We start from the raw sequence: 21,928 nt of genomic DNA, 5'->3' as shown, positions 1-21,928 counted from the left end.
AAGTGAAGTTGATTTAAATTTAAAACAATGAATCAGGATATATCAAAAGCTTTTATCGCTAATCTCGAGCAATCACTGCCTCACAATCGGTTATATAAAAAGCATATCGATCGTTTTGCCAAAGGCACTGACGCCGGCTTTTATCGACTCGTTCCTCAGTTGGTCGTTGTAGTTAATAGTGAGCAGGAATTGCAGTCGGTTGTCAGATCCGCCTATCGGTATAATGTGCCAATAACCTTCAAAGCAGGGGGTACAAGTCTTTCGGGTCAGACCATTACAGATTCAGTATTGATTGAAATTGGCTCCGACTTTACTAAGTGTGAAATTCTCGATGAGGGGAAAAGAATAAAGTTACAACCCGGTGTCAGAGGTGGATTTGCCAATGCTTTACTCGCGAAATGGGGCTATAAAATAGGACCAAGCCCGGCCTCAATCAATGCCGCCAAAATTGGGGGGATTGTAGCCAATAACGCCAGCGGAGCCAGTTATGGAATTGTAACCAATAGTTACAACACCGTTGAAGCCATGCGCATTGTAATGGCCGATGGAACCTTACTGGTTACCAACGATGAAAGCAGTCGGGCTCAATTTCGACAATCGCACCATGCTTTGTTGCTGGAGCTGGCGGCTATCAGGCAACAAATTCTGACTCATGGAGCCATTCATGATAGGATCAGATCAAAATATGCACTGAAGAACACAACCGGTTATGGCATGAACTCTTTGGTTGATTTTGAGGACCCCATTGATATACTCATGCACTTGATGGTTGGTTCCGAAGGAACTCTTGGCTTTATATCAGAAGTTACGTTTCGAACCGTCAAGGAGCATCCCCATAAAACGTGTTCACTTATATTTTTGCCCGATATTAGAGAAGCAGCAAGGTGCATTATTCCATTGAGAGAGTGTTCGGTGAGTGCGGCAGAGCTGATGGATAGGAATGCGCTTAAAGCAGTAGAAGATGTGGATGGCTTGCCTGCTTTTTTGAAAGAATTACCTGATGGAGCGGCAGCTTTATTGGTGGAGACGGCCGCAGAGACAGCCGCAGAACTGGAGAAGCAACAAAAGGAGATTGAGGAAAAACTTGCAGCGATCCAAACTATTTACCCAATCAGCTTTACAGATAATAACAAAGATTACGCAACTTACTGGAAGGTACGCAAAGGGTTATTTACATCTGCAGCAGCTACCCGGCCAATCGGTACTACTTGTATTATTGAAGATGTGGCATTTCCCGGTGAAGTGCTTGATGAGGCTTTGCCGGCTTTGCAACTGCTTTTAAACAAATACCATTACAAAGATTCGGTGATGTGGGGCCATTTACTGGATGGAAATATTCATTTTTTGGTGATGCCCGATTTTGATCAGGACTGGCAAATGGATAATTACAAGTTATTTATGCATGAATTGGCAGACTTGGTGGTTAATCAATTCAATGGCAGTTTAAAGGCCGAGCATGGTACCGGACGAAATATGGCGCCATTTTTAGAGTTTGAATGGGGCAAAGAGGTGTATGGCTTAATGAAACGCCTTAAAAAGGGAATCGATCCAACTGGTATCTTAAACCCGGGAGTATTGATTAATGAGGATGCAGAAATATACACCAAGAACATTAAAGCTTTACCGCAGGTGCATCCGTTAATTGATACTTGTATTGAATGTGGCTTTTGCGAAAGCAGTTGTCCTTCGCGCGACCTGACCTTGACACCGCGTCAGCGCATCACGGTTTACAGAGCGCTGAATACGAGCGAAGCAATTGGTTCTAAAAAAGAATACCAATCAGTTGCTAAAGCTTTTCGGTTGAAAGGGGAGGAGAGTTGCGCAACAGATGGTTTGTGTGCGGTAAATTGTCCGGTAGGAATAAATACGGGTAAATTGATTAAGGAGTTGCGTTTCGAGTCCAAGAGTAATCTGGCAGATGCAAGCGCTTCATTTGTAGCGAAACACTACGGAAGAGTTAATGGTGCTGCCCGAATCGCGCTAAATGCTGTAGGGATTATTGCAAAAGTTTTGCCCGATGTGGTGATGGAGAGCGGAACACTACTGGTGCATAAAGGTTCGCGTCGAACCATCCCGCTTTGGAATAGAAGTATGCCTCTTGGTGCTCCTAAAGTCGATGTTTCGGCAGGTAATGCTGGTGCTGATAAGGTGGTTTATTTCCCGGCTTGTATCAACCGAATGATGGGAAATGATGCGGCTACACGTGATAAGGAAGCTTTAACGGCGGTAACAAAAAAGTTGCTCAACAGGGCTAATTATAACGTCATCTATCCCGAGAACCTGACAAATCTTTGCTGTGGAATGGCTTTCGACAGTAAGGGGTTTCCAAAGCAAGGGATGATGAAACTCAAAGAGTTGGAAAAGCAACTACTAAAAGCGTCTGATAATGGGCGTTATCCGGTTTTGTGTGATATGAGTCCCTGCTTATTGCGCATGAAGGAGCTAATGGATAAGCGACTGAGCTTGTATGAGCCGGTTGAGTTTACGCTAAAATACCTAAAAAGCCGTTTAAATTTTCAGCCTCAAAACGAAACCGTAATGGTGCACGCAACTTGCAGTAGTACAAAAATGGGAATGGATGAGCAGCTGGAGGAATTAGCGCGGATGTGTGCCAAAGAAGTTATAAGGCCGCAGAAAACAGGTTGCTGTGGTTGGGCTGGCGATAAAGGATTTAGCATGCCGGATCTTAATAAAAGCGCACTGCGTTACCTCAAGGATGAAGTACCGGAAAGAGCCATTGCTGGGTACAGCACCAGTCGAACCTGCGAAATAGGACTTTCACTTCATAGTGGAGTGACTTATCAATCTATTCTGTATTTGGTAGATCAGGCCACGTCAGCAATCGTTTCTAAGTAGTATAGTTTAACCTTATCATAATTAAATCCATGTTTTTAAAATTTCGTCAAACAATAGTGCTGTTACTGACTGTGGTGTTAGTAAGTGGCTTTGTATCGTGCAAACAAGAAGGAAGTGTACGTTTTGCATTTTTAACTGATTTACATGTTGTTCCTGGTAATGACAATGAGCATGTGCTTGATTTGGTGGTGGAAGAGATTAATAAGGGTGATTTTGATTTTGTAGTCATCACTGGCGATTTGACCAATATGGGATCAGATGAGGAACTGCATGCAGTTAAGGATGGCGTCGATGGCCTGACAATACCTTATTATATTTTACCTGGTAATCATGAAACGAACTGGTCTGAAACAGGTGGTGCTACCTATAAGAAGCTATTTGGAGCGGATCGATTTTACTTTGAGCATAATGGCTATGGATTCGTGGGTTTTAATGCGGGGCCTTATATGAAAATGGGCGACGGTCATGTAAAAAGTGAAGATCTGAAATGGCTTCAAAGCGAGTTGCCTGAAGCTAAAGATATCAAGCTTATTTCAATGGCTCATTATCCAATAGCAGACGGTCTGGATAATTGGCCAGAAGTGAGTGAAGTGTTGAAAGCCAAAGGGGTATCATTGGCTTTGTGTGGACACGGTCATCGATTGAGACTAATGAACTTTAATGGCATTACAGGCTTAATGGGGCGGGCGCTTATTGGTAAGAACAAAGAGGATGTTGGATATACGATTGTAACCCTGAATGGTGACCAAGTGTTTGTTGAAGAGAAGAAATGTGGGCAAGCAGCTCAGTTATACCGTGATTGGAACTTATGTGGAGTAAGTCAAATTGATACATTACCTGTGTCTGTAATGCCCTCAATGCAGATTAATGAGAAATACCCGAATGTAGCAGCGCAAATTATTGTTAATGATGATGCGTCTGTAATGGGCGGATTTGCGATGGATGGCACTATTATTAGCTGGTTGTCGTCAGATGGTTATCTTAAAGCTTTTGATGCAGAAACAAACACCGTCCTATGGCAGGAGTTCCTATCGACGCCTCAGTATGCAACTCCAACGATATATAAAAATAGTGTTATTGTTGGTACATCACTAGGGGATTTAAAGGCTTTTGATTTGACTTCAGGTACGATGAAGTGGGAGACGAATGTTGGTTATCCAGTTTTTGCAGAAGGGGTCATTGATAATGGTTCGCTTTACATTGCTTGTGGTAAAGGAGGATTCACAAAAATAGACCCACAAAATGGGAGGGTTATCTGGACCTATAATAATATTGGAGGCTTTGTTCAGGCAAAGCCTTGTATTACAGACAAAGAATTAATTTTTGGTGCTTGGGATAAATACTTATACTGTCTTGATAAGGCAACCGGCAGTCTAAACTGGAAATGGACCAATGGTCACGGAGCTATATTGTACTCACCCGGAAATGTTGTGCCTGCCGTAGCGAATAATAAGGTGTTTATAGTAGCACCAGACAGGTACTTTACAGTATTAGACCTAAATGATGGGTCGGAGATTTATCGTACTAAGTCTCATCAAGTACGTGAATCAATGTGTATTTCTGGCGATAAAAAGCATATTTACGCTAAGCTGATGAATGATTCTATTGTTGCTTTCCCAACGCATGGTAAGACGCATCAAAGTTTGTGGACCGCTAATGTTGGCTTTGGTTATGAGCATAATCCGTGCCCGTTAGTTGAAGTAAATGGTGTCGTTTATGGAGGTACACGCTCAGGTGAAGTTTTTGCAGTAGATGCGAAAACACAGACTACATTATGGCGCCATAAGATCTCTAACTCTTCCGTAAATAAGTTGTTTTGGAACGATGGTTTGTGGTTTAATACAATGGATGGCAAGATTGCTAAGATGAAAGTCCAATAGAATTTCTTTCAGATATTAAGTGACTTAACAATGATAGGTGTTTCTATATAGCATATAAATGACAAGTGTTTTTCTGCAAAAAAATCACTTGTATGACATGTTATAAAACAGTAATTATCGCCATATATTCCTTATCTATCAATTAATCAGCGATATATTATTTATTGACAAAAATTAAAATAAATTTGAATAATGCATTAAATTGTTTAAAATTGTAAAATAATTGAATGATGTATGATGTATATCTAAAGTCATTTAATTACAGTTTTAAACTAGCTAAATAAGTCGAATCTAAATCAATAATTAATGAAAAGTAGATGGAAAGATCGGGCAGGAAGAGGCCTTAGCAATGTAGCTAAAGCTTGCTTGTGTCTAAGTTTATTTTGGCTGACTAACCAGGTTGCTTCAGCTGAAAGTAATTTGTCCACAGTTAATGCTAGTGTTTCTCAGCAGAACCTAGTAATACGTGGAAAGGTAGTTGACGGAACAGGGTTTGGTTTGCCTGGTGTAAACATTGTAGTGAAAGGAACTACAACGGGGGTAATAACCAACATGGATGGAGAGTATAAAATTGAAGCTCCAGTTGGGTCAACGCTAACATATTCATTTATTGGCTTCAAGTCGCAGGAGGTTTTGGTTGGAGCGAATACCACAATTAACATTACCTTAGAAGATGATTCACTGGGTATTGATGAGGTTGTAGTGACTGCAATGGGGGTTTCAACAGAAAAGAAGAACCTAAACTTTGCAGTTCAAGATGTAAAAGCGGAGGCAATCAACCGGGATAAGCAGCCGAACTTTGTTCAGGCTCTTGATGGTCGTATTGCTGGTGTTACTTTGGCTGGACAGGGAGGTTCTCCAAACGCATCTTCACAGATGTACATTCGAGGAATTACTTCTTTCGATACGGGAGCAAATAACGAGCCTATTTTTATCTTGAACGGTATGTATGTTGCCGGTGGAGCTTCCAAGGCGGCTGAAATTAACCCATTGGATATCGAAAGTGTAACTGTGTTAAAAGGAGCTGCCGCCGCCGCCCTTTATGGAGCTGATGCGGCTAACGGTGCTATTGTAATTACTACTAAGCAAGGTGAAGAAGGCAAAGTATCTGTTAATTGGAATAGTTCTTTTAGAGTAGAAGAAGCTTACCGTACACCAGAGATTCAAGACTCTTACCTTCGCGGTGGATTAGGTGTTTACCGTGAGCAATCAAAAGGTGGTTGGGGACCGCTTAAACCAGAAGGAATACAAACGTATGATAACGTGGATAGTTATTTACAAACGGGAATCTTCCATAAGCATGATGTTGCTATTTCTGGTGGTACTGAAAAGTTTCAATCATATGCATCTGTAACGTATACCGATCATGAAGGTATTGTGCCAAATGACAATTTGGAGCGTTTAGGTGTGATGTTAAAAAATGATTATCAAATTCGGGACAACTTAAAGGTTTCTCTTATGGTAAACCTAACAGATAAAACGTCTAGAGGGGGTGGTAATATGGCTAGTGTGTATACATGGCCAATAGATGATGATATTTCTAACTACAAGAATCCTGATGGAAGCATTCGTTGGTTGTATGAGAATACTAATAATAAATATAAGTCACCAGTAAATCCATTGTGGGGACGCCATGAGGATCAGGCTGAAAGTAAAAGCTTAAGATCTTTAACGCAGGCAAGTATTACTTGGGAGCCTATTAATAACCTTAACCTTACAGGACGTGCAAGTTATGATATAACTAATAGCGAAAGCCAAAGTGTGATTACTGAAAGATGGCCATTAGGCCCCAATGAAACAGCGACATCGGAGTCGCTTCCATACCTTGGACAAATGTGGTATTCTGATGGTCGTTCAGAGTTGACTAACGTTAACGCTATTGCTAGTTATTCATATGATATTAATAGCTCACTTAAGTTGGATGCCTTGGTTGGAGCTGATTTCTTAAAACGACGTGGAAGAAGTTCTAATGCCGGAGGATATCATTTTATAATACCTGGCTTCTATAGTATGAACAATCTTGGTGTTAAAAATAAGGAAGATCAAGAGATGTATCGTAGCGAATATGCCAAATATGGTGTGTTTGGAGAAGTTAAGCTTGACTACGATGGTATTGCACATATTAGTTTTACAGCGCGCAATGATAAGTCAAGTACATTAGCTAAAGATCAAAACTCATATTTCTATCCTTCAGTAACGGGAGGTCTTGTTTTTACTGAGTTGTTAAACATTGATTCGCCCCTGATTAGTTTTGGTAAAATTCGTGCCAACTGGGCACAAGTAGGTAAAGATACATCACCATACCGTAATGCACGAGTGTTCAAAATGTTTAGCCACCCAGACAGTGGTTATGGGGTAGATCCTACTGTAACAAGTAACCCATATTTAAAGAACGAAACTGCAGAGTCGTGGGAGATTGGTGCTGACCTACGTTTGTTTAATAATAAAACTCGTTTAGACATAGCTTATTATAATACAAACGTAAGCGATCAGATTGTAACAGTAAGGGTGTCACCGTCAACTGGTAGTATCTTACAAGTACGAAATGAAGGCGAAATTACAAACAAGGGTTTTGAATTTGTTTGGGATCAGCAGATGTTACAAAGAGCTAACTTTCGATGGAATATGGCTGTTAACTTCGGAACCAACAAAGGTCGTTTAGGGGATATGCCAGAAGGTGTTCAGGAAGTTTATCATTATGCTGGTCAGGTAGGAGATATTCGCCCAACTTCATATGCTAACGGACCTGTGTTCGCTATTAGCGGTAAAGACTATATGCGAACAGAAAGTGGTGAGGTAATCGTAAATGAAGAAGGATATCCTGTCATTGATGCAACGCCTTCTCTGCTGTTAGGAAACAGGGAGGCTGATTTTAAACTTGGTATTGATAATCGATTTAATTATAGAAACTGGAGCTTTTCTGCTTTAATCAATGTGTCAGTAGGTGGTGATGTGGTAAATGGAACACGTCGCACACTCGTATCGAACGGAATGGATGGTCGTTTAAGTGAGTATCGTAATAGAGAAGTGGTGATTGAGGGTGTAGTTGAGCAGGCTGATGGTAGTTATGCGGCTAATACAACGCCAGTAATTTACGATCAATTGTTTGCAAATAATTATTACTCTAACGTTGGTTCTAATTTTGTTGAAGATGCTTCTTTTGTTCGCCTTCAAAACGTAACTGTTGGTTATGATATTTCAAAATTTGTGAAGAGTAGTGGGATTGAGGGATTAAGGGTATCTCTAACAGGAAATAATTTGCTGTTATTAACGAATTATTCAGGAAGTGACCCACTAGTGAACTATACTGGTTCTTCAAATGGAGCGGGAACAATGGGGATCGATTATAATGGAATTCCTATGACACGTTCAGTATTATTTAATATTAGTGCCACATTTTAATGAATGAATCATGAAACTAAAATTAGTAAATATAAATAACATATTTGGCAACATAAAGCGCACGGTGTTGGTTAAGTCGAAGGTGAATGCAGTTATTCTTTCGGGCTTACTAATTGCTTGTAGTGCTGGGTTAGCAGGTTGCGAAGATTTTTTAGGAGATAATGTCAACCCAGATAAGTCCGAAGATGTAACAATTGATCTTGTAATGCCAACGGCTCTTTTTTATTCTGTTGTACAGGATTATGACCATGCAGAGTATGGTGCTTATTTAGGTCAGTGCTTAACAACAGGAGGTCGCAGTCAAACTGGATCTTATGCGCATCGAAGTGGATGGGAATTTCTTGGTATGACTCGCCACCCACAGTGGCGTCGTCACTTCTTTGATGTTGGTACAAACTTGAACGTTCTATTGGAGAAGGCAGAAGAAGAAAATTCTGTAAATTATCAGGCTTTGGGAGGTTTACTCCGTTTGATGTCTAACCAGAAAACAACAGATGCATTTGGTGACATACCGTTATCAGAAGCATATGGAACAACTGGAGCTCCAAAGTATGATAGCCAGGAGGATATTTATAAGTGGATGCATCAAGAAGTAGATAGGTTAAGTACACTATTTGATGGTGAGGATATTAATAAACCAGATAATAGAGCAATGAACTCGCGTGTTGATCGCGTTTTCGCGGGAGATATGGCAAAGTGGAGACAGGTTTTATATGGTGTAAAAGCACGCTTGCTGCTCCGCAATTTGCCCAATATGAACACTGATGAAGCAACCTGTAATGCTATTATTGCAGCGGCAGAAGAAGCTTTAAACGGATGGTCTGACCCAATGTATCAATTTGATGGAGGTTCAAGTGTAGAGCAGAACTGCATGTGGGGGCGTACCAACAAAGGTGTAAATGGTTGGGAGAGCTGGAATAATAATTTGATTCAAGCGATGCCAACCGCATACTTCATAGAAGATGTTATGGGCTACGACATTGCTAACGACACATGTCCGGATCCTCGCCTACCTTACATGATGAAAAAAAGAGCTGATAAGAGTGGAAAAGCAGTATATCGCTACTTAGAGGCTAACTATGGAATGCCGGCTACTCATAATGTTGAGTTTTATCCGGATCTTCATGAGTCTGTTTTAACCACAGACCAATCTGCTATTTGCTTGCTAACAGAGGCTGAGTTGCATTTTATTATTGCAGAGGCCGCTTATTGGGCCGGTAATAAAGCAAAAGCACATAGTCATCTTATCGAAGGGATTCAATATCATATGAACCGCTTAGGTGTTCCGGCTGAAAGTATTAATGCTTACGTCACTAATGCTGAATTAGTACCAGGGAGCTCTAATATTACACTTACTGACATAATGCGTGAAAAGTACAAGGCAATGTACTTGCAGCCAGAGTTATGGAACGACTTACGTCGTTATGGCTATAGTAATAGTGATAATGGTGTGGTGTATAGTCCGCTTGGTGAACCAGAGACTGTCTATCCAGGATTGCGTCGACCATATAATCTTTATGAAGCGTATTGGGCTGAAGATAATGATTGGATTCAGCGTATTAATTACGACCCTGAAACAGAGGAGAAATATAACCGTGGAGAATTAGAGCGATTAGGTGCTTTTCGTAATCCTGAATGGTTAAAGAAGCCAATGATTTGGGGAAGAAGTAGCAAATAAGCTAATATCAATGTTTTTCAAAATGTTATTTTCAAATGAAAAGAAGTATATTAAAATATATAGGTTTTAGCCTGGCAGCCGTTTGGTCATTGTCGTCTTGCGAAATCAACGACCCAATCAATGACTTGGTTCAAACAGGTGAGAAAGCAGCTAATGTTTACATGGAGATTCCTGTAGCTAATGTGAGTGCAGGTGCTGAAGCTGGGTTTTATACAGAATACTGGTCTGAAGATGATCAGTACGAAAGCTTAGAGCTTTGGTATTCTATTCATGCTGCTATGAAATATAGCTTAACAGCTAATTATAACGGCTACGTGTTTGCGCTTGATTCAGCAGAGTTAGCACGCGAATTTCAAAAGATTGAGGCTTATGAGCACAGTGCTGATAACTACAGAAAAGAAACCTTCTCGTATGTAATTGAGGACGCATTTCCGATTAGTTACACACTATCATCTTCGCAGATCAATAATATGTTGGAATACGATCAAAAGCAGATCGATCGCTTTTTCCCGGCTTCTGTAATTGAAAGCTTCTATGTAGGCTTTTTTGAGTCGATGGATTATGATTTACTTAAAGGTCTTTTGGTTGATAAGCAGCAGAGTGTAACTGCCGAAGAGTATGAGACCTATTTCGATGTTAAAGAGGTTCCTGATCCAGATAATGAAGGAAGTACTATTGAGGTTAAGGTGATGAAAGAGGTGGCTGTACCTGTTTTAACTCAGTTGGTTAAAGATATACCTCTTGAAGAGTTGATTTATAACCCTCATAAAATGGAATACTTTGTTGGTTATAGTAAATCTTACCAATTAAAGTCTAAGTTCAGAGTGGTTAATGGCCTAGGTGTTGAGAATTTCTCAGAAGAAAAAGTGGTTACAGTTTTATAAAATTATAATCCAAGTTGAATTATGAAAAATTTTAAGAAATGTATTAGCTTACTGGCTGTAACATCGTTGCTTTGCCTATCAGCATGTGAGCAAGATATTGATGTGGAAGCGTTTCCGCCTAAAGATGTTGAGTTTAGTTATCATTCAGAGTCATTGCATTATGTGATTGGTGAAGAAATTACTTTCGTAAACGAATCACAAGTCGGTTCAACCTACGAATGGCACTTCGGCGATGGAAGTAAGTCTCAAGAGGATAATCCTGTTCATAAGTACACAGTACCTGGTACGTATAATGTGAAGCTGATTGTTGATGGAGGTAAATACGAACTGGTTAAAGCGATTATGATTAGTGATATCGTGCCAATTGTATCTTTCAAATCAGATGATGCAAGTATTGTTTTTAATCAATCAGAGGTGTTGTTTGATGTATTTGTAATGAATCCGGAGGGACTCGACGTTAGCTATAAATGGCGATTCCCAGAAGGAACAACTGGTGATAAGATTGATGATGCATTAATGTCAACAGCTAAAGATCCTAAGGCTGTATTTGGAACATTAGGAAGCCAGGTGGTTAACCTTACTGTTCAAGTAGGTGAGAAGGTGCTGGACCCGGTTACTGTAAATGTTCAGGTGAACTACAATAAGCCTGTTAAAACATTGTACTATGCGGTTAAAGAAGGTAATATTCTCGCTAATAAGATTATTGAAGGTGTCGATCCTTCGGTAAATAAGCCTTTTGACTTTAGTTACCGTTCAGGAAAGCACCCGTTAACGCTACAATTTAATGGCGATTACTTGTATGTGTTTGATGCGGGTACCTACACTAGTTATACTGCCGGGGCAGGTACTGCCGGTGATGGCGAAATATTTGCCATCACCCATGATGGTTCACGCCGCGAAACGGTCATTGATAACTTTGGAGGTCATACTTATAATGATTTCTATTATGGATGTGTTGAAGGAGAGTCTATCTACTGGACCGATAGAAATGCTGGTGTTTACAAAGTTTCTGCATCAACACGTAATATGAAGTTCTCTACAGAGCAATATTCGCATTATTTTCACCACTCATGGTTATGGTACTATGGAAACGGAATCGGTTGGGGGCGTGTAAATGGACCTTTCTTAAAGGCTGATGATGTTTTCTATTATGGTAAAAACTCAAATGGGTCAGGTATTTTCCGATTTAGAGAAGAGCATATTGGTGCTCCGGGTATGCCGGGAAGCGATCCTAATGCTGATGGTTTAGGTGCTATTGCAATAAGTTCAAGTATTAGAGGTATGGCTATTGATAAAGTAAATGGTAAAATATACTACTCAAATGCTAAAGAGGGCGACTATAAATTGTTCAAGAGTAATTTAGATGGTACTGATGAAGTGGTGGTTGATGCATCGCCTGGCGACGGTGAAGGGGCTGGTACTGAGAAGTTGTATATCACAGGTATTGCAGTTGATGTAGACGAACAAGGTAACGGCTATGTATATTGGGCTTACCGCGGACCGGAAGTTCCTGCCGGAGTTAACCCAGAGGAGTATTATAATCAAAATCCACTGCATAAATCAGGTATTAAGCGTATCAGCTTAACTGATGCGACTGCAAAGGTTGAGTATTTTGTTGAAGGAGTTGAAGCATACGGTATTGCAATAGACAATACTAAGAGATAGTCAGTGGCTAATTAAGGGTATGAAAGAATCCAATACGTATATTACCTTAATTACCGTAAATTGTATCTTACTTAAGTAGGATGCTGCGAAAATAAAGGGTGTTGACAATGATTAGTCAACACCCTTCTGTTATTTATTTACATTGGTTGTTTTGTCCAAATAGTGTAATGAATTTTCTATCGTATATCGAAAGGTTATTAAACAATTATAAAAAGTTGTAAGTATGAATAAACTTCTACATATATTAATGGTATTACTAGTTTCTCAGTTGGCAAAGGCTAATGCTGAGGCGCCCAAAAGGGAGATGCGTTCTACTTGGCTAACGACAGTTTGGGGCTTAGATTGGCCATCTACAAAGGTGTCTTCTACGGGGAATCAAAGCGAGATTACTGCGCAAAAGAATGAGCTTATTGCTTTGCTTGACAACATGAAAGAAGCGAATATAAATTCGATATTTTTTCAGGTGCGCTCGGAGTGTGACGCCATGTATAAATCGTCATATGAGCCATGGTCGGCTCACTTAGTTACAACAAGAGGTCTCGATCCTGGTTATGACCCACTTGCTTTTGCAATTGAGGAAGCGCATAAGCGAGGAATGGAATTGCACGCCTGGATCAACCCCTATCGATTCGAATCATCGGCAGGGAAATATCAAGGTGCTGCTGGTGATTATAGAAAAACTGAGCCTAAATGGGTGTTAGAATACCCCGATAAAGAAGATGGTAAAAAAAATGTCGCTATTCTTGATCCAGGAAACCCTGAGGTTCGTAAGCGTATTGTGGACATCGTAAAAGAAGTTGTAAACAATTACGATGTGGATGGTGTTGCATTTGACGATTACTTCTATGCTTATGGTGGAACACCAGATAATTTGGATGCTTACTCGCAGGGGTTACACAAACCTGAAGGCTTGGATTTGCATGATTGGAGACGAGCTAATATTAACGAAATGGTTAGCGATGTGTATGGGGCTATTCAGGATGTTAAGCCTTGGGTTACTTTCGGATTGTCGCCATTTGGCATCTATACGACGGATAATAAAGTGGCAGCCCAGTACGGTTTCAAACTGCCTGATGGAATAGTTGGTTTAGATGCATACAAAGATATTTATTGCGATCCGTTGGCGTGGTTAAAGGCGGGAACTGTCGATTATATATCTCCTCAAATTTACTGGCCTACAACAAGTACAGGTCAGGATTACGATAAGTTAAGTCCTTGGTGGTCTGATGTGTGTAATGCTTTTTATCGTCATCTATACGTTAGCCACAGTTTAAGTAATTTAAAGACCGAATCATTTTCGACTGTTTTGAAGTCGGGAAGTAACAGAGATATTGCTGTAGAGTTAAACGGTATGTCAATGTTGGAATATTTGGCAATGAAAAGCAATCCTCAGCTTAAAAATACGGCTTCTGAATATGGAATGCAGATACAGGTAAACAGACAGGCCGATAAAATGGGTGCGCCAGGTAGTGTATTTTATCGAACCGATAATTTTAGTAAAGCTGGCTTTGTCGATTACCTTAAAGCAAATGAGTTTAAGTACGAGGCTTTGGTGCCAGCTATTAATTGGAAGTCGGCTGCTGACAGAAGTTTGTCAAGTAATCTTCGTATAGAGGAGGGTAAACTGATGTGGGAATCTACAGAAACGAATGTTAGGTATACTGTTTATGCTTTGCCAAAAACTGAATTATCAACAGTTACTAATTTAGTGTGTGCGCAAAATTTATTAGGTGTAAGTTATCAAAAAAGTTTTGATCTTTCATCTTATACAGAGTTATTAGAGACACATGTTTTTGCGGTTGCGGTGCTCGATCGCTTTGGTAATGAGTATCCACCAGTATTGCTAGATGGTACAATTGGGAGTAATCAGCCATCGCAATTAATAGAGCCTGTTAACAAGGAAGAAGTGCAATTGGCTAAGTTGTTTCGATGGCAAAATAGTGCAGAAGTGATAAGCTATGTGCTTGAGGTGGCAAAGGATGAGGCTTTTACAGATATTTTATATAAGCGAGAGTTGTTGGAAACGCAATTTGATATTTCAACGATTGCTCCAAAGGTAGGCGAAATATATTATTGGCGCATAAAATCACGCGTGTTGGGGGCTGGTGATGAGTTGTCTGAAGTTCGCTCGTTTACAATGGCAAATGCCTCACCGACTATAATCAGCTCGCCGGTTAATAACGCCACAGAAGTATCACTAACACCAACTATTAATTGGAATAATGCGACTATGGGAGGTATATATACCGTTCAGATTGCTGAGACTAGTGATTTTACATCTATTCTATTTGAAAAAAATGGGTTAATGGCGGCATCATTAGTCATGCCCGAAAAGGTGTTGTTACCATACTCAACTTATTACCTTAGGGTTAAAGGTGATTTTTCTGATGTGATGTCAGGGTGGAGTGAAGTAATTGCCTTTTCAACGATCGAAGGAGTGCCTGATGTGCCACGAATTATTTCGCCGATGGAGAAGGAAGTGTTCGAAGATAATTCGGTAGAGGTTTTGATAGAAGGGAGTAATCTGGCATCGTCTTATACTCTTGAGTTGAGTGAGGAGCTTCATTTTCCTGAGATTGGACTGAAAGTGCTAAGCCTTGAAGCTTTTACATATAAAGGAGTATTCGAAGATTTAGGTTCTAAGACGTATTACCTTCGTGCTCGAGCTAACTATGGGGCTAACTTATATACAACCTGGTCTGAAATAAGGACGTTTAGTATTGGTGCCACAAACATTGGTGATAATATAGAGGATCTTTTGAAGTTGAGTTGTTCAACTCAATTAAGTAATCATTTAGAAAGAGTAGAAGTTAGTGTTCCGGGTTTAACATCTGTGCGTTTGGTTGTGTATGGTTTGAATGGTGTAGAATTAATGGTTTTGGATAATTCACAGCGTGCAGCGGGCGATTACGAGTACTTTATACCTGCTTCAAAACTAACACGAGGGATATATATATTAATGTTGCAAACGCAATTGGGTATCAAAACCCTTAAGCTAGTAAAATATTAAATAGAATGTCATAAGTAACCTCAATTGCAAACAGATTGAAGTCGAAAATGGAAGAAAAGCGATGTTACTACTCGTAAATGAGCATTTTGATGAAAATTTTAACAGCGAAATGGGGTATACCATGGTTTTAAATAATTACTAAATCTTAGGACTTGCCCCTTGCTGGTAGGTCCTTTTTTTAAAAAAATAATGTTATGCGAGTACTAATAAGTTTAATAGTTGGAATGATTTTAATTGGTTCGGCCATGAGTGTGCAGGGGCAAAAGCAAGTAGACGCCGATAATAAGGCCTTTGTTTATTCGGGGCGCTTCGATTTTACAAATCCCAAGGCGGTACGATATGATTGGCCTGGTACGTCTATATATTTTCAATTTACAGGTAAGCAGCTGTCGTTTGTGATAGAAGGCGGAGCGCGCAATTACTTTAATGTTTTTATCGATGATAAGCTGCACGAAGTTGTGCATGCACCTAACGATACTATATATGGCATTGCTAACATTAAAGGCAATGGTTGGCATACCTGTCGCCTTCAAAAGCGTACGGAAGGAGAGATGGGAACCGCGATTTTCAAAGGAGTGCGCATCGGCGGGAAGGAGCGCATGGATGTATATAATCCCTTTGGTGCGCGTCGAATCGAATTTATTGGTAACTCCATTACCTGTGGGTATGGCACCGAAGGAGAGCGTCCGGAAGAGGATTTTTTGCCCAAAACAGAGAATGTAAACAAGTCCTATGCCTTTATTGTGAGCAGAGCCTTTGATGCGGAGTGTTATGTAACTGCGCACTCGGGTTTGGGTGTTGTGCGCAACTATGGTGATAAAAAGAAAGTATCTACTACTTTGGCCACCATGCCACAGCGTTATCATCAGGTTTTGGATATGGATGCAAGCACAGGGTGGGATTTTTCTGAGTGGCAACCCGATGCGGTAGTGATAAATCTGGGAACCAATGATTACTCAACAGGTTTACGTCCCGATAAGGCCGTGTTTGTAGATACTTACATGAAATTTATTCGCCGGATACGAAAAAACTATGGCAGTATTCCTATTTTTTGCCTCAACGGACCCATGCTCGATGAACCTGCTTATTCGAGTGTAAAAGAGGTGGTTGAAAACTGCCGCCTCGTTGGAGGCGATAAGGCCATCTTCTTTATCGGTATCCCTACTGTCTTGTTGAATAAGTCAAGCGATCTGGGTTCCGATTATCATCCTTCTTACCGGGGACAGCTAAAAATGGCAAAGCATGTTATTCCAACTATTGCCAATGTGATGCAGTGGGACTACGATGATGTTGAGTTTAAGGAATTAAAATATTGATACCGTGTAGTTGTAGCATAAGGCCCGGCTACGTGCATGTCGGGCTATTTCACGTATTCATCAGATGATTTCATAATCTTCTTTGTAAGTAACTTAGTCGGCCGTCTTCCGCACTCTAATTTTTTTTGAGTACTTTTGCGGTGTGTTCCGTTGGGGCACAACACTTGGCGATATAGAACATTCGGGTATTAAAGTTCATGATAACTACTTAAAACACTTTGCCCACCAGGCGGTTATGATGCCTATCCTTCCAATGTTTCCATTGCGCTTAGGTTATTATAAATGGAAAAATAAAGTATGAAATTTGAAGATTTGAAGTTGCATCCGGCTATTCTCAAGGCCTTAAAGGATGAAAAATATACTGCAGCCACCTCCATACAGGCAGCAGCCATTCCACTGGTGCTCGACCGTGAAGATGTGTTGGGTAGCGCACAGACCGGCACCGGCAAAACAGCTGCCTTTGCCATTCCCATTATTCAGCATTTGATCTATGAAAAGCCGCCGGTGGGCAAGCACAAGATACGTGCTCTTGTGGTAACGCCAACGCGTGAGCTAGCCATTCAGATTGGAGAGAGTTTTACAGTGTATGGTAAATACACGCAGGTGAGAAATACTGTAATTTTCGGGGGTGTGCCGCAAACCTCGCAGGTGCGTAACCTGCGCAAAGGGGTGGATGTGTTGGTAGCAACACCCGGCCGTCTGCTCGACCTGATGGATCAGGGCATAATTAGTCTGCGCGATATTCAGTACTTTGTGTTGGATGAGGCGGATCGCATGCTTGATATGGGATTTATTCATGATATTAAAAAGCTGCTGGCGAAACTACCGGCTGAGCGTCAGTCGTTATTCTTCTCGGCGACCATGCCACCCAAAATACTGACCCTCTCGCAGCAGATATTGCGAAAGCCTAAAAAGGTAACGGTCAATCCTGTTTCGTCAACGGCCGAAACCATTACGCAGAAGCTTTATACCACCAATAAGGATACGAAGAAGAATCTGTTATTGCATATCCTTAAGGATGAAAGCATGGATCAGGTACTTTTGTTTTCGCGCACTAAGCACGGTGCCGACCGTATTGTGCGTAACCTGAAGCAAAAAAAGATAGAGAGCGCAGCCATTCATGGCGAGAAAAGTCAGAATCAGCGTCAGAAGGCCTTGAAGGCTTTTAAAGAAGGAAATATCAGGGTGTTGGTAGCTACTGATATTGCGGCGCGGGGTATTGACATCGATAAGTTGCGGTACGTCATTAACTATGATATCCCCAATGAGTCGGAGACTTATGTGCATCGCATCGGTCGCTGTGGAAGAGCCGGCGAAGAAGGGGTAGCCATCGCTTTGTGTGAGCCGGAGGAGAATGCTTATGTGCGCGATATTGAGAAGCTGATCAATAAGAAGATTGAGGTGGTGCGCGACAATCCTTATCCGCAGACTGATAAGCCCATGAATAAGGAGGAGAAGAAGGAGTTTGAAAAGGAAAAACAGCGTAAGAAGCAGGAGTTTTTTGCCAATCGTAATAAGAAGCGAGGGGCGCAAAATCCTAATTATCGACGTGGCAAGCGTTAGTACTACTAAGGATGGCTTTCTATTGCAAGGTTCTTATAAAGAGTCGTTTCGAAGAAATCTTTTTAAAATGAAATTTTCAGAACTCACTTTCAGTGTTGAGGCTTGTTAAGCATCGTTCTGTAAAGAATTAATTTGTGGGCAAAAAAATTAGGGTAACGGCATTGGGGCTGTTACCCTTTTTTTATGCGTTTGAAATAATGCTGCGAATCGCCCCACTCATCAAAACCCACTTGGCGACCAGCCATCTCCACACGCATGCTCAGGCAGTTGGCGCAGTCCTCGGCACCCTCATCGGTGCAGGGTTTATTTTGGTACAGGCTGTAGTCTTTCCGGTGGAGGGTGGGAGTAATGTTGGGCATAATCACATTGGCACCATAGCGCAGCGCCTTTTCCCGTCCCATGGGATCGATGGCTTGCAGGGCTGTGGCCGCGGCTATGTTAATATCGGGCATAAGTAGGCGCAATGTTGCGATCATGTTTAAGGCCACCTCAAATCGTCGCTGTAGCGGCCATAGCTGATGTCGATATTGGTAAAGCGGTGTGTCGCTGTGTTCAATATAGGGTCCCATGCCCACCATGTCGATATTCATGTCTTTGAAAAACAGCAGGTCATCGGCCAGGTCCTCGTAGGTCTGAAAGGGGAGTCCGATCATCACCCCGGTGCCGGTCTGATATCCTGTGTCTTGCAAAGTGTGCAGGCAGTTAAGGCGTCGGTCGAAATCATGTTTTTCATCCCGGGGATGTATTTTGTAGTACAGTTCGGGCTTGGAGCTTTCTATTCGTAGTAGGTAGCGATGGGCGCCGGCATTAAACCATTCCTGATAGGTTTCGGCGCTTTGCTCACCCAGCGATAGGGTGATGCCCAGTTCACCATTAGTGGCTTGTTTTATGGTCTGCAATAGTTTACTTATGCGTTCTGTAAAAGCCTTATCACTCCGCTCTCCTGCCTGTAATACCAGCGATCCGTATTTGTTTTCATGAGCAAACACAGCGGCTTCAACAATGGCTTTATCATCAATGTCGTAGCGATCTGTATGTGTGTTGCTTTTTCGTATGCCGCAATAATAGCAGTCTTTGGTGCAGAAATTAGAAAACTCAACAAGACCTCTGAAAAAAACCTTAGTGCCCAGTAGTGCCGTGTATCGTTTGCCTACAGCTCTCAGAAAATAATCCCGCTCCTCATTACTAAGTCCTAGTAGGTAGCTGAGTTTATCTCTTGTAAAGATTTGATTATCAATTATGCTATCTGTTTCGTGATGTTTCATTGTGGGCTCTTTAGATTGCTTAAAAATAAGAAAAAAAGATAAGCCCGGAGTTTGAAAGTTTAATCATTCGTGTAAATTTGTGCTAGTTACAAATTGTTACCTTTTTTGTGTAGCTTGTTTATGAGGTGTGTTGATGTTCTTGTGCAGTAGTGGGTTTTAGGAGCTTATGATTTTCATCATGTAAAAGTGTGATTTTCTTTCATAACCAAAATACAAATTAGGTGCCGGCATTTAAAACAGACATACTAATGATAAACGAACAACTGCTTAATCCAAAAAGTATTGTGGTGGTGGGGGCATCTGAAGATGTGACCAAGCCTGGAGGTAAAATTCTCAAAAACATAGTGGATGGTAATTATAAGGGCAAGCTCTATGTTACCAATCTAAAGAGTGACGAAGTGCAGGGCTTACCGTCTTATCGCGATGTGGCTGATTTGCCGGATCAGATTGATTTGGCTGTTTTGGCCATTGCGGCCAGGTTTTGTCCGCAGACGGTAGAGGTGTTGGCCAAAGAAAAAGGTACCAAGGCATTTATTATTATATCAGCCGGATTTAGTGAGGAAAATGAAGAAGGAGCAGCCCTGGAGTGTCAGGTAGTGGAAACGGTTAATGCTGTGGGTGGCTGCCTGATAGGCCCTAACTGTGTGGGGATGCTCAATACCAATCATAGTAGTGTATTTACGACGCCCATTCCGGCACTCGAGCCTCAGGGCGCAGATTTTATCTCTGGCTCCGGTGCAACGGCTGTATTTATTATTGAAGCGGGTGTGGCCAAGGGTCTTAAGTTTAATAGTGTTTACTCGGTAGGCAATAGTGCTCAGACGGGGGTTGAAGAAGTACTTGAGTATCTCGACGAGAGTTATGAAGAAGGAAAGAGTTCAAAGATAAAGCTACTTTACCTGGAGAGCGTAAATAAGCCGCAGAAATTATTGAAGCATGCTGCTTCGCTAATACGCAAAGGATGCCGCATAGCCGCCGTTAAGGCCGGGAACTCTGAGGCCGGTAGTCGTGCCGCCTCAAGCCATACGGGCGCCTTGGCAAGCAGTGATCTGGCCGTGGATGCCTTGTTTCAGAAGGCGGGTATTGTGCGTTGTCACGGGCGTGAGGAGCTGGCCAATGTGGCTGCTGTTTTTATGCTGTCGCCCCTTAAAGGGAAAAATATTGCGGTGATTACTCATGCAGGTGGTCCGGCGGTAATGCTTACCGATGCTTTATCCAACGGAGGGCTTCACGTGCCCGCCATTGAAGGGCCTAAGGCCGAGGCTTTGCTTGAGAAGTTGTATCCGGGATCGAGTGTGGCCAATCCCATTGATTTCCTGGCTACCGGAACAGCGGAGCAGCTGGGGCACATCATCGATGCCTGCGAGCACGACTTTGAGGGTATTGATGCCATGGCGGTTATTTTTGGTAGCCCCGGTTTGTTTAATAATGGTGAGGTGTACAAGGTGCTTCATGGTAAGATGAGAAGCTGTAAGAAGCCTATTTATCCCATCTTGCCTTCTGTGGTAAATGTAAAGGAGGATATTGAGGATTTTATCGGTATGGGTAATGTTAATTTTCCCGATGAGGTCTTGTTTGGGAAGGCGCTATGCAAAGTGTATAAGACCCCTGATCCTTCAGAACTGCCCGTTACCGATGATATTGATGTTGCAGCATTGCGACAGCTGATAACAGCACAGCCTGATGGGTATGCAAGCCCGGGGATTGTGCAGCAGCTCCTGGATATGGCCGGTGTGGCAAGGGTAAAGGAATTTGTAAGTGATCGTGTTGAAGATTTGCTGGCTACCATGCGCGAGGTGCAGTATCCGGTGGTGATGAAGGTCGTAGGCCCAGTGCACAAATCCGATGTGGGTGGTGTAGTGCTGAATGTTGATTCTGATGCGCAGCTGCAGGCCGAATTTGAGCGTATGATGAATTTGAAGGATGCAACGGGAGTTATGATTCAGCCGATGATTAGTGGTAAGGAGCTGTTTGTGGGGGCTACCTATGAGCCAGGATTTGGGCACATGGTGCTTTGTGGTATGGGAGGCATTTTTATTGAAGTGCTCAGAGATGTGAGTGCGGCGCTGGCACCCATCAATCATAACGAGGCACTGCAAATGATAAAAAACCTGAAGAGTTATAAGATGATAGAAGGTGTGCGCGGACAAAAAGGTATTAATGAGGATAAATATGCCGACGTGATTGCGCGTCTCTCGGCACTTTTGGTTCATGCGCCTGAAATTAAAGAAATGGATATAAATCCGCTCCTGGGTGAAGGTGATCAGGTGATTGCTGTGGATGCCCGTGTGCGGATTCAGAACTAACTGTTTGTGTATTGATAATGATGAAAGAGTCGGCGCTTCAAAGGAAGGTCGGCTTTTTTTGTTCACGTATGCCTTGGCTGCGATGGTAGTATGGCTATTTTGT

Annotated in this window: 11 protein-coding genes; 10 read left to right on the top strand and 1 reads right to left on the bottom strand. The window is 41.8% G+C overall.

Annotated features, from left to right (window positions below; all coding sequences use genetic code 11):
• The first annotated feature begins 27 nt into the window (after positions 1-27).
• The 9 genes from ACRD7A_RS02625 (at position 28) to ACRD7A_RS02585 (ending at position 18,254) form a co-directional block, all read left to right on the top strand.
• Positions 28-2,856: an FAD-binding and (Fe-S)-binding domain-containing protein gene (locus ACRD7A_RS02625; RefSeq protein ID WP_430809795.1), complete on the top strand. Its 2,829-nt coding sequence runs from the start codon at positions 28-30 to the stop codon at positions 2,854-2,856.
• A gap of 29 nt (positions 2,857-2,885) precedes the next feature.
• Complete coding sequence (locus ACRD7A_RS02620; protein ID WP_430809794.1) at positions 2,886-4,736, top strand: outer membrane protein assembly factor BamB family protein; 1,851 nt, start codon at positions 2,886-2,888, stop codon at positions 4,734-4,736.
• A 306-nt stretch (positions 4,737-5,042) separates the two neighbouring features.
• Positions 5,043-8,138 (top strand): SusC/RagA family TonB-linked outer membrane protein, encoded by a 3,096-nt coding sequence (locus ACRD7A_RS02615; RefSeq protein WP_430809793.1) that lies wholly within the window; start codon positions 5,043-5,045, stop codon positions 8,136-8,138.
• A 10-nt stretch (positions 8,139-8,148) separates the two neighbouring features.
• Complete coding sequence (locus ACRD7A_RS02610; RefSeq protein WP_430809792.1) at positions 8,149-9,816, top strand: SusD/RagB family nutrient-binding outer membrane lipoprotein; 1,668 nt, start codon at positions 8,149-8,151, stop codon at positions 9,814-9,816.
• A gap of 35 nt (positions 9,817-9,851) precedes the next feature.
• Positions 9,852-10,700, top strand: a complete 849-nt coding sequence (locus tag ACRD7A_RS02605) for a hypothetical protein (RefSeq protein WP_430809791.1) — start codon at positions 9,852-9,854, stop codon at positions 10,698-10,700.
• A 66-nt stretch (positions 10,701-10,766) separates the two neighbouring features.
• Positions 10,767-12,365 (top strand): PKD domain-containing protein, encoded by a 1,599-nt coding sequence (locus ACRD7A_RS02600; RefSeq protein ID WP_430809790.1) that lies wholly within the window; start codon positions 10,767-10,769, stop codon positions 12,363-12,365.
• A gap of 223 nt (positions 12,366-12,588) precedes the next feature.
• Complete coding sequence (locus ACRD7A_RS02595) at positions 12,589-15,375, top strand: glycoside hydrolase family 10-like protein (protein ID WP_430809789.1); 2,787 nt, start codon at positions 12,589-12,591, stop codon at positions 15,373-15,375.
• Positions 15,376-15,569: 194 nt separating this feature from the next.
• A complete protein-coding gene (locus tag ACRD7A_RS02590) occupies positions 15,570-16,691 on the top strand; it encodes an SGNH/GDSL hydrolase family protein (RefSeq protein WP_430809788.1) in 1,122 nt (373 codons plus the stop codon).
• A 297-nt stretch (positions 16,692-16,988) separates the two neighbouring features.
• A complete protein-coding gene (locus ACRD7A_RS02585) occupies positions 16,989-18,254 on the top strand; it encodes a DEAD/DEAH box helicase (protein WP_430809787.1) in 1,266 nt (421 codons plus the stop codon).
• 170 nt (positions 18,255-18,424) lie between these two features.
• Here ACRD7A_RS02585 and hydE read toward each other — a convergent pair whose 3' ends face one another.
• Complete coding sequence (gene hydE / locus ACRD7A_RS02580; RefSeq protein ID WP_430809786.1) at positions 18,425-19,519, bottom strand: [FeFe] hydrogenase H-cluster radical SAM maturase HydE; 1,095 nt, start codon at positions 19,517-19,519, stop codon at positions 18,425-18,427.
• 248 nt (positions 19,520-19,767) lie between these two features.
• On the opposite strand from hydE, the gene ACRD7A_RS02575 reads away from it, so the two are divergent.
• Complete coding sequence (locus ACRD7A_RS02575) at positions 19,768-21,825, top strand: acetate--CoA ligase family protein (RefSeq protein WP_430809785.1); 2,058 nt, start codon at positions 19,768-19,770, stop codon at positions 21,823-21,825.
• Positions 21,826-21,928 lie beyond the last annotated feature (103 nt).

Source organism: Carboxylicivirga longa, from assembly GCF_050589825.1.
Taxonomy (GTDB): Bacteria; Bacteroidota; Bacteroidia; order Bacteroidales; family Marinilabiliaceae; genus Carboxylicivirga; species Carboxylicivirga longa.
The sequence above is the reverse complement of the archived record's forward strand: the minus strand, read 5'-3'. Positions and strand labels throughout refer to the sequence as shown.

Bases quoted from the DNA above. Each gene is read 5' to 3' on its own strand.
- ACRD7A_RS02610 (WP_430809792.1), top strand. From the start codon at position 8,149: ATGAAACTAAAATTAGTAAATATAAATAACATATTTGGCAACATAAAG.
- ACRD7A_RS02620 (WP_430809794.1), top strand. From the start codon at position 2,886: ATGTTTTTAAAATTTCGTCAAACAATAGTGCTGTTACTGACTGTGGTG.
- ACRD7A_RS02615 (WP_430809793.1), top strand. From the start codon at position 5,043: ATGAAAAGTAGATGGAAAGATCGGGCAGGAAGAGGCCTTAGCAATGTA.
- hydE (WP_430809786.1), bottom strand. From the start codon at position 19,519: ATGAAACATCACGAAACAGATAGCATAATTGATAATCAAATCTTTACA.
- ACRD7A_RS02605 (WP_430809791.1), top strand. From the start codon at position 9,852: ATGAAAAGAAGTATATTAAAATATATAGGTTTTAGCCTGGCAGCCGTT.
- ACRD7A_RS02585 (WP_430809787.1), top strand. From the start codon at position 16,989: ATGAAATTTGAAGATTTGAAGTTGCATCCGGCTATTCTCAAGGCCTTA.
- ACRD7A_RS02595 (WP_430809789.1), top strand. From the start codon at position 12,589: ATGAATAAACTTCTACATATATTAATGGTATTACTAGTTTCTCAGTTG.
- ACRD7A_RS02625 (WP_430809795.1), top strand. From the start codon at position 28: ATGAATCAGGATATATCAAAAGCTTTTATCGCTAATCTCGAGCAATCA.
- ACRD7A_RS02590 (WP_430809788.1), top strand. From the start codon at position 15,570: ATGCGAGTACTAATAAGTTTAATAGTTGGAATGATTTTAATTGGTTCG.
- ACRD7A_RS02575 (WP_430809785.1), top strand. From the start codon at position 19,768: ATGATAAACGAACAACTGCTTAATCCAAAAAGTATTGTGGTGGTGGGG.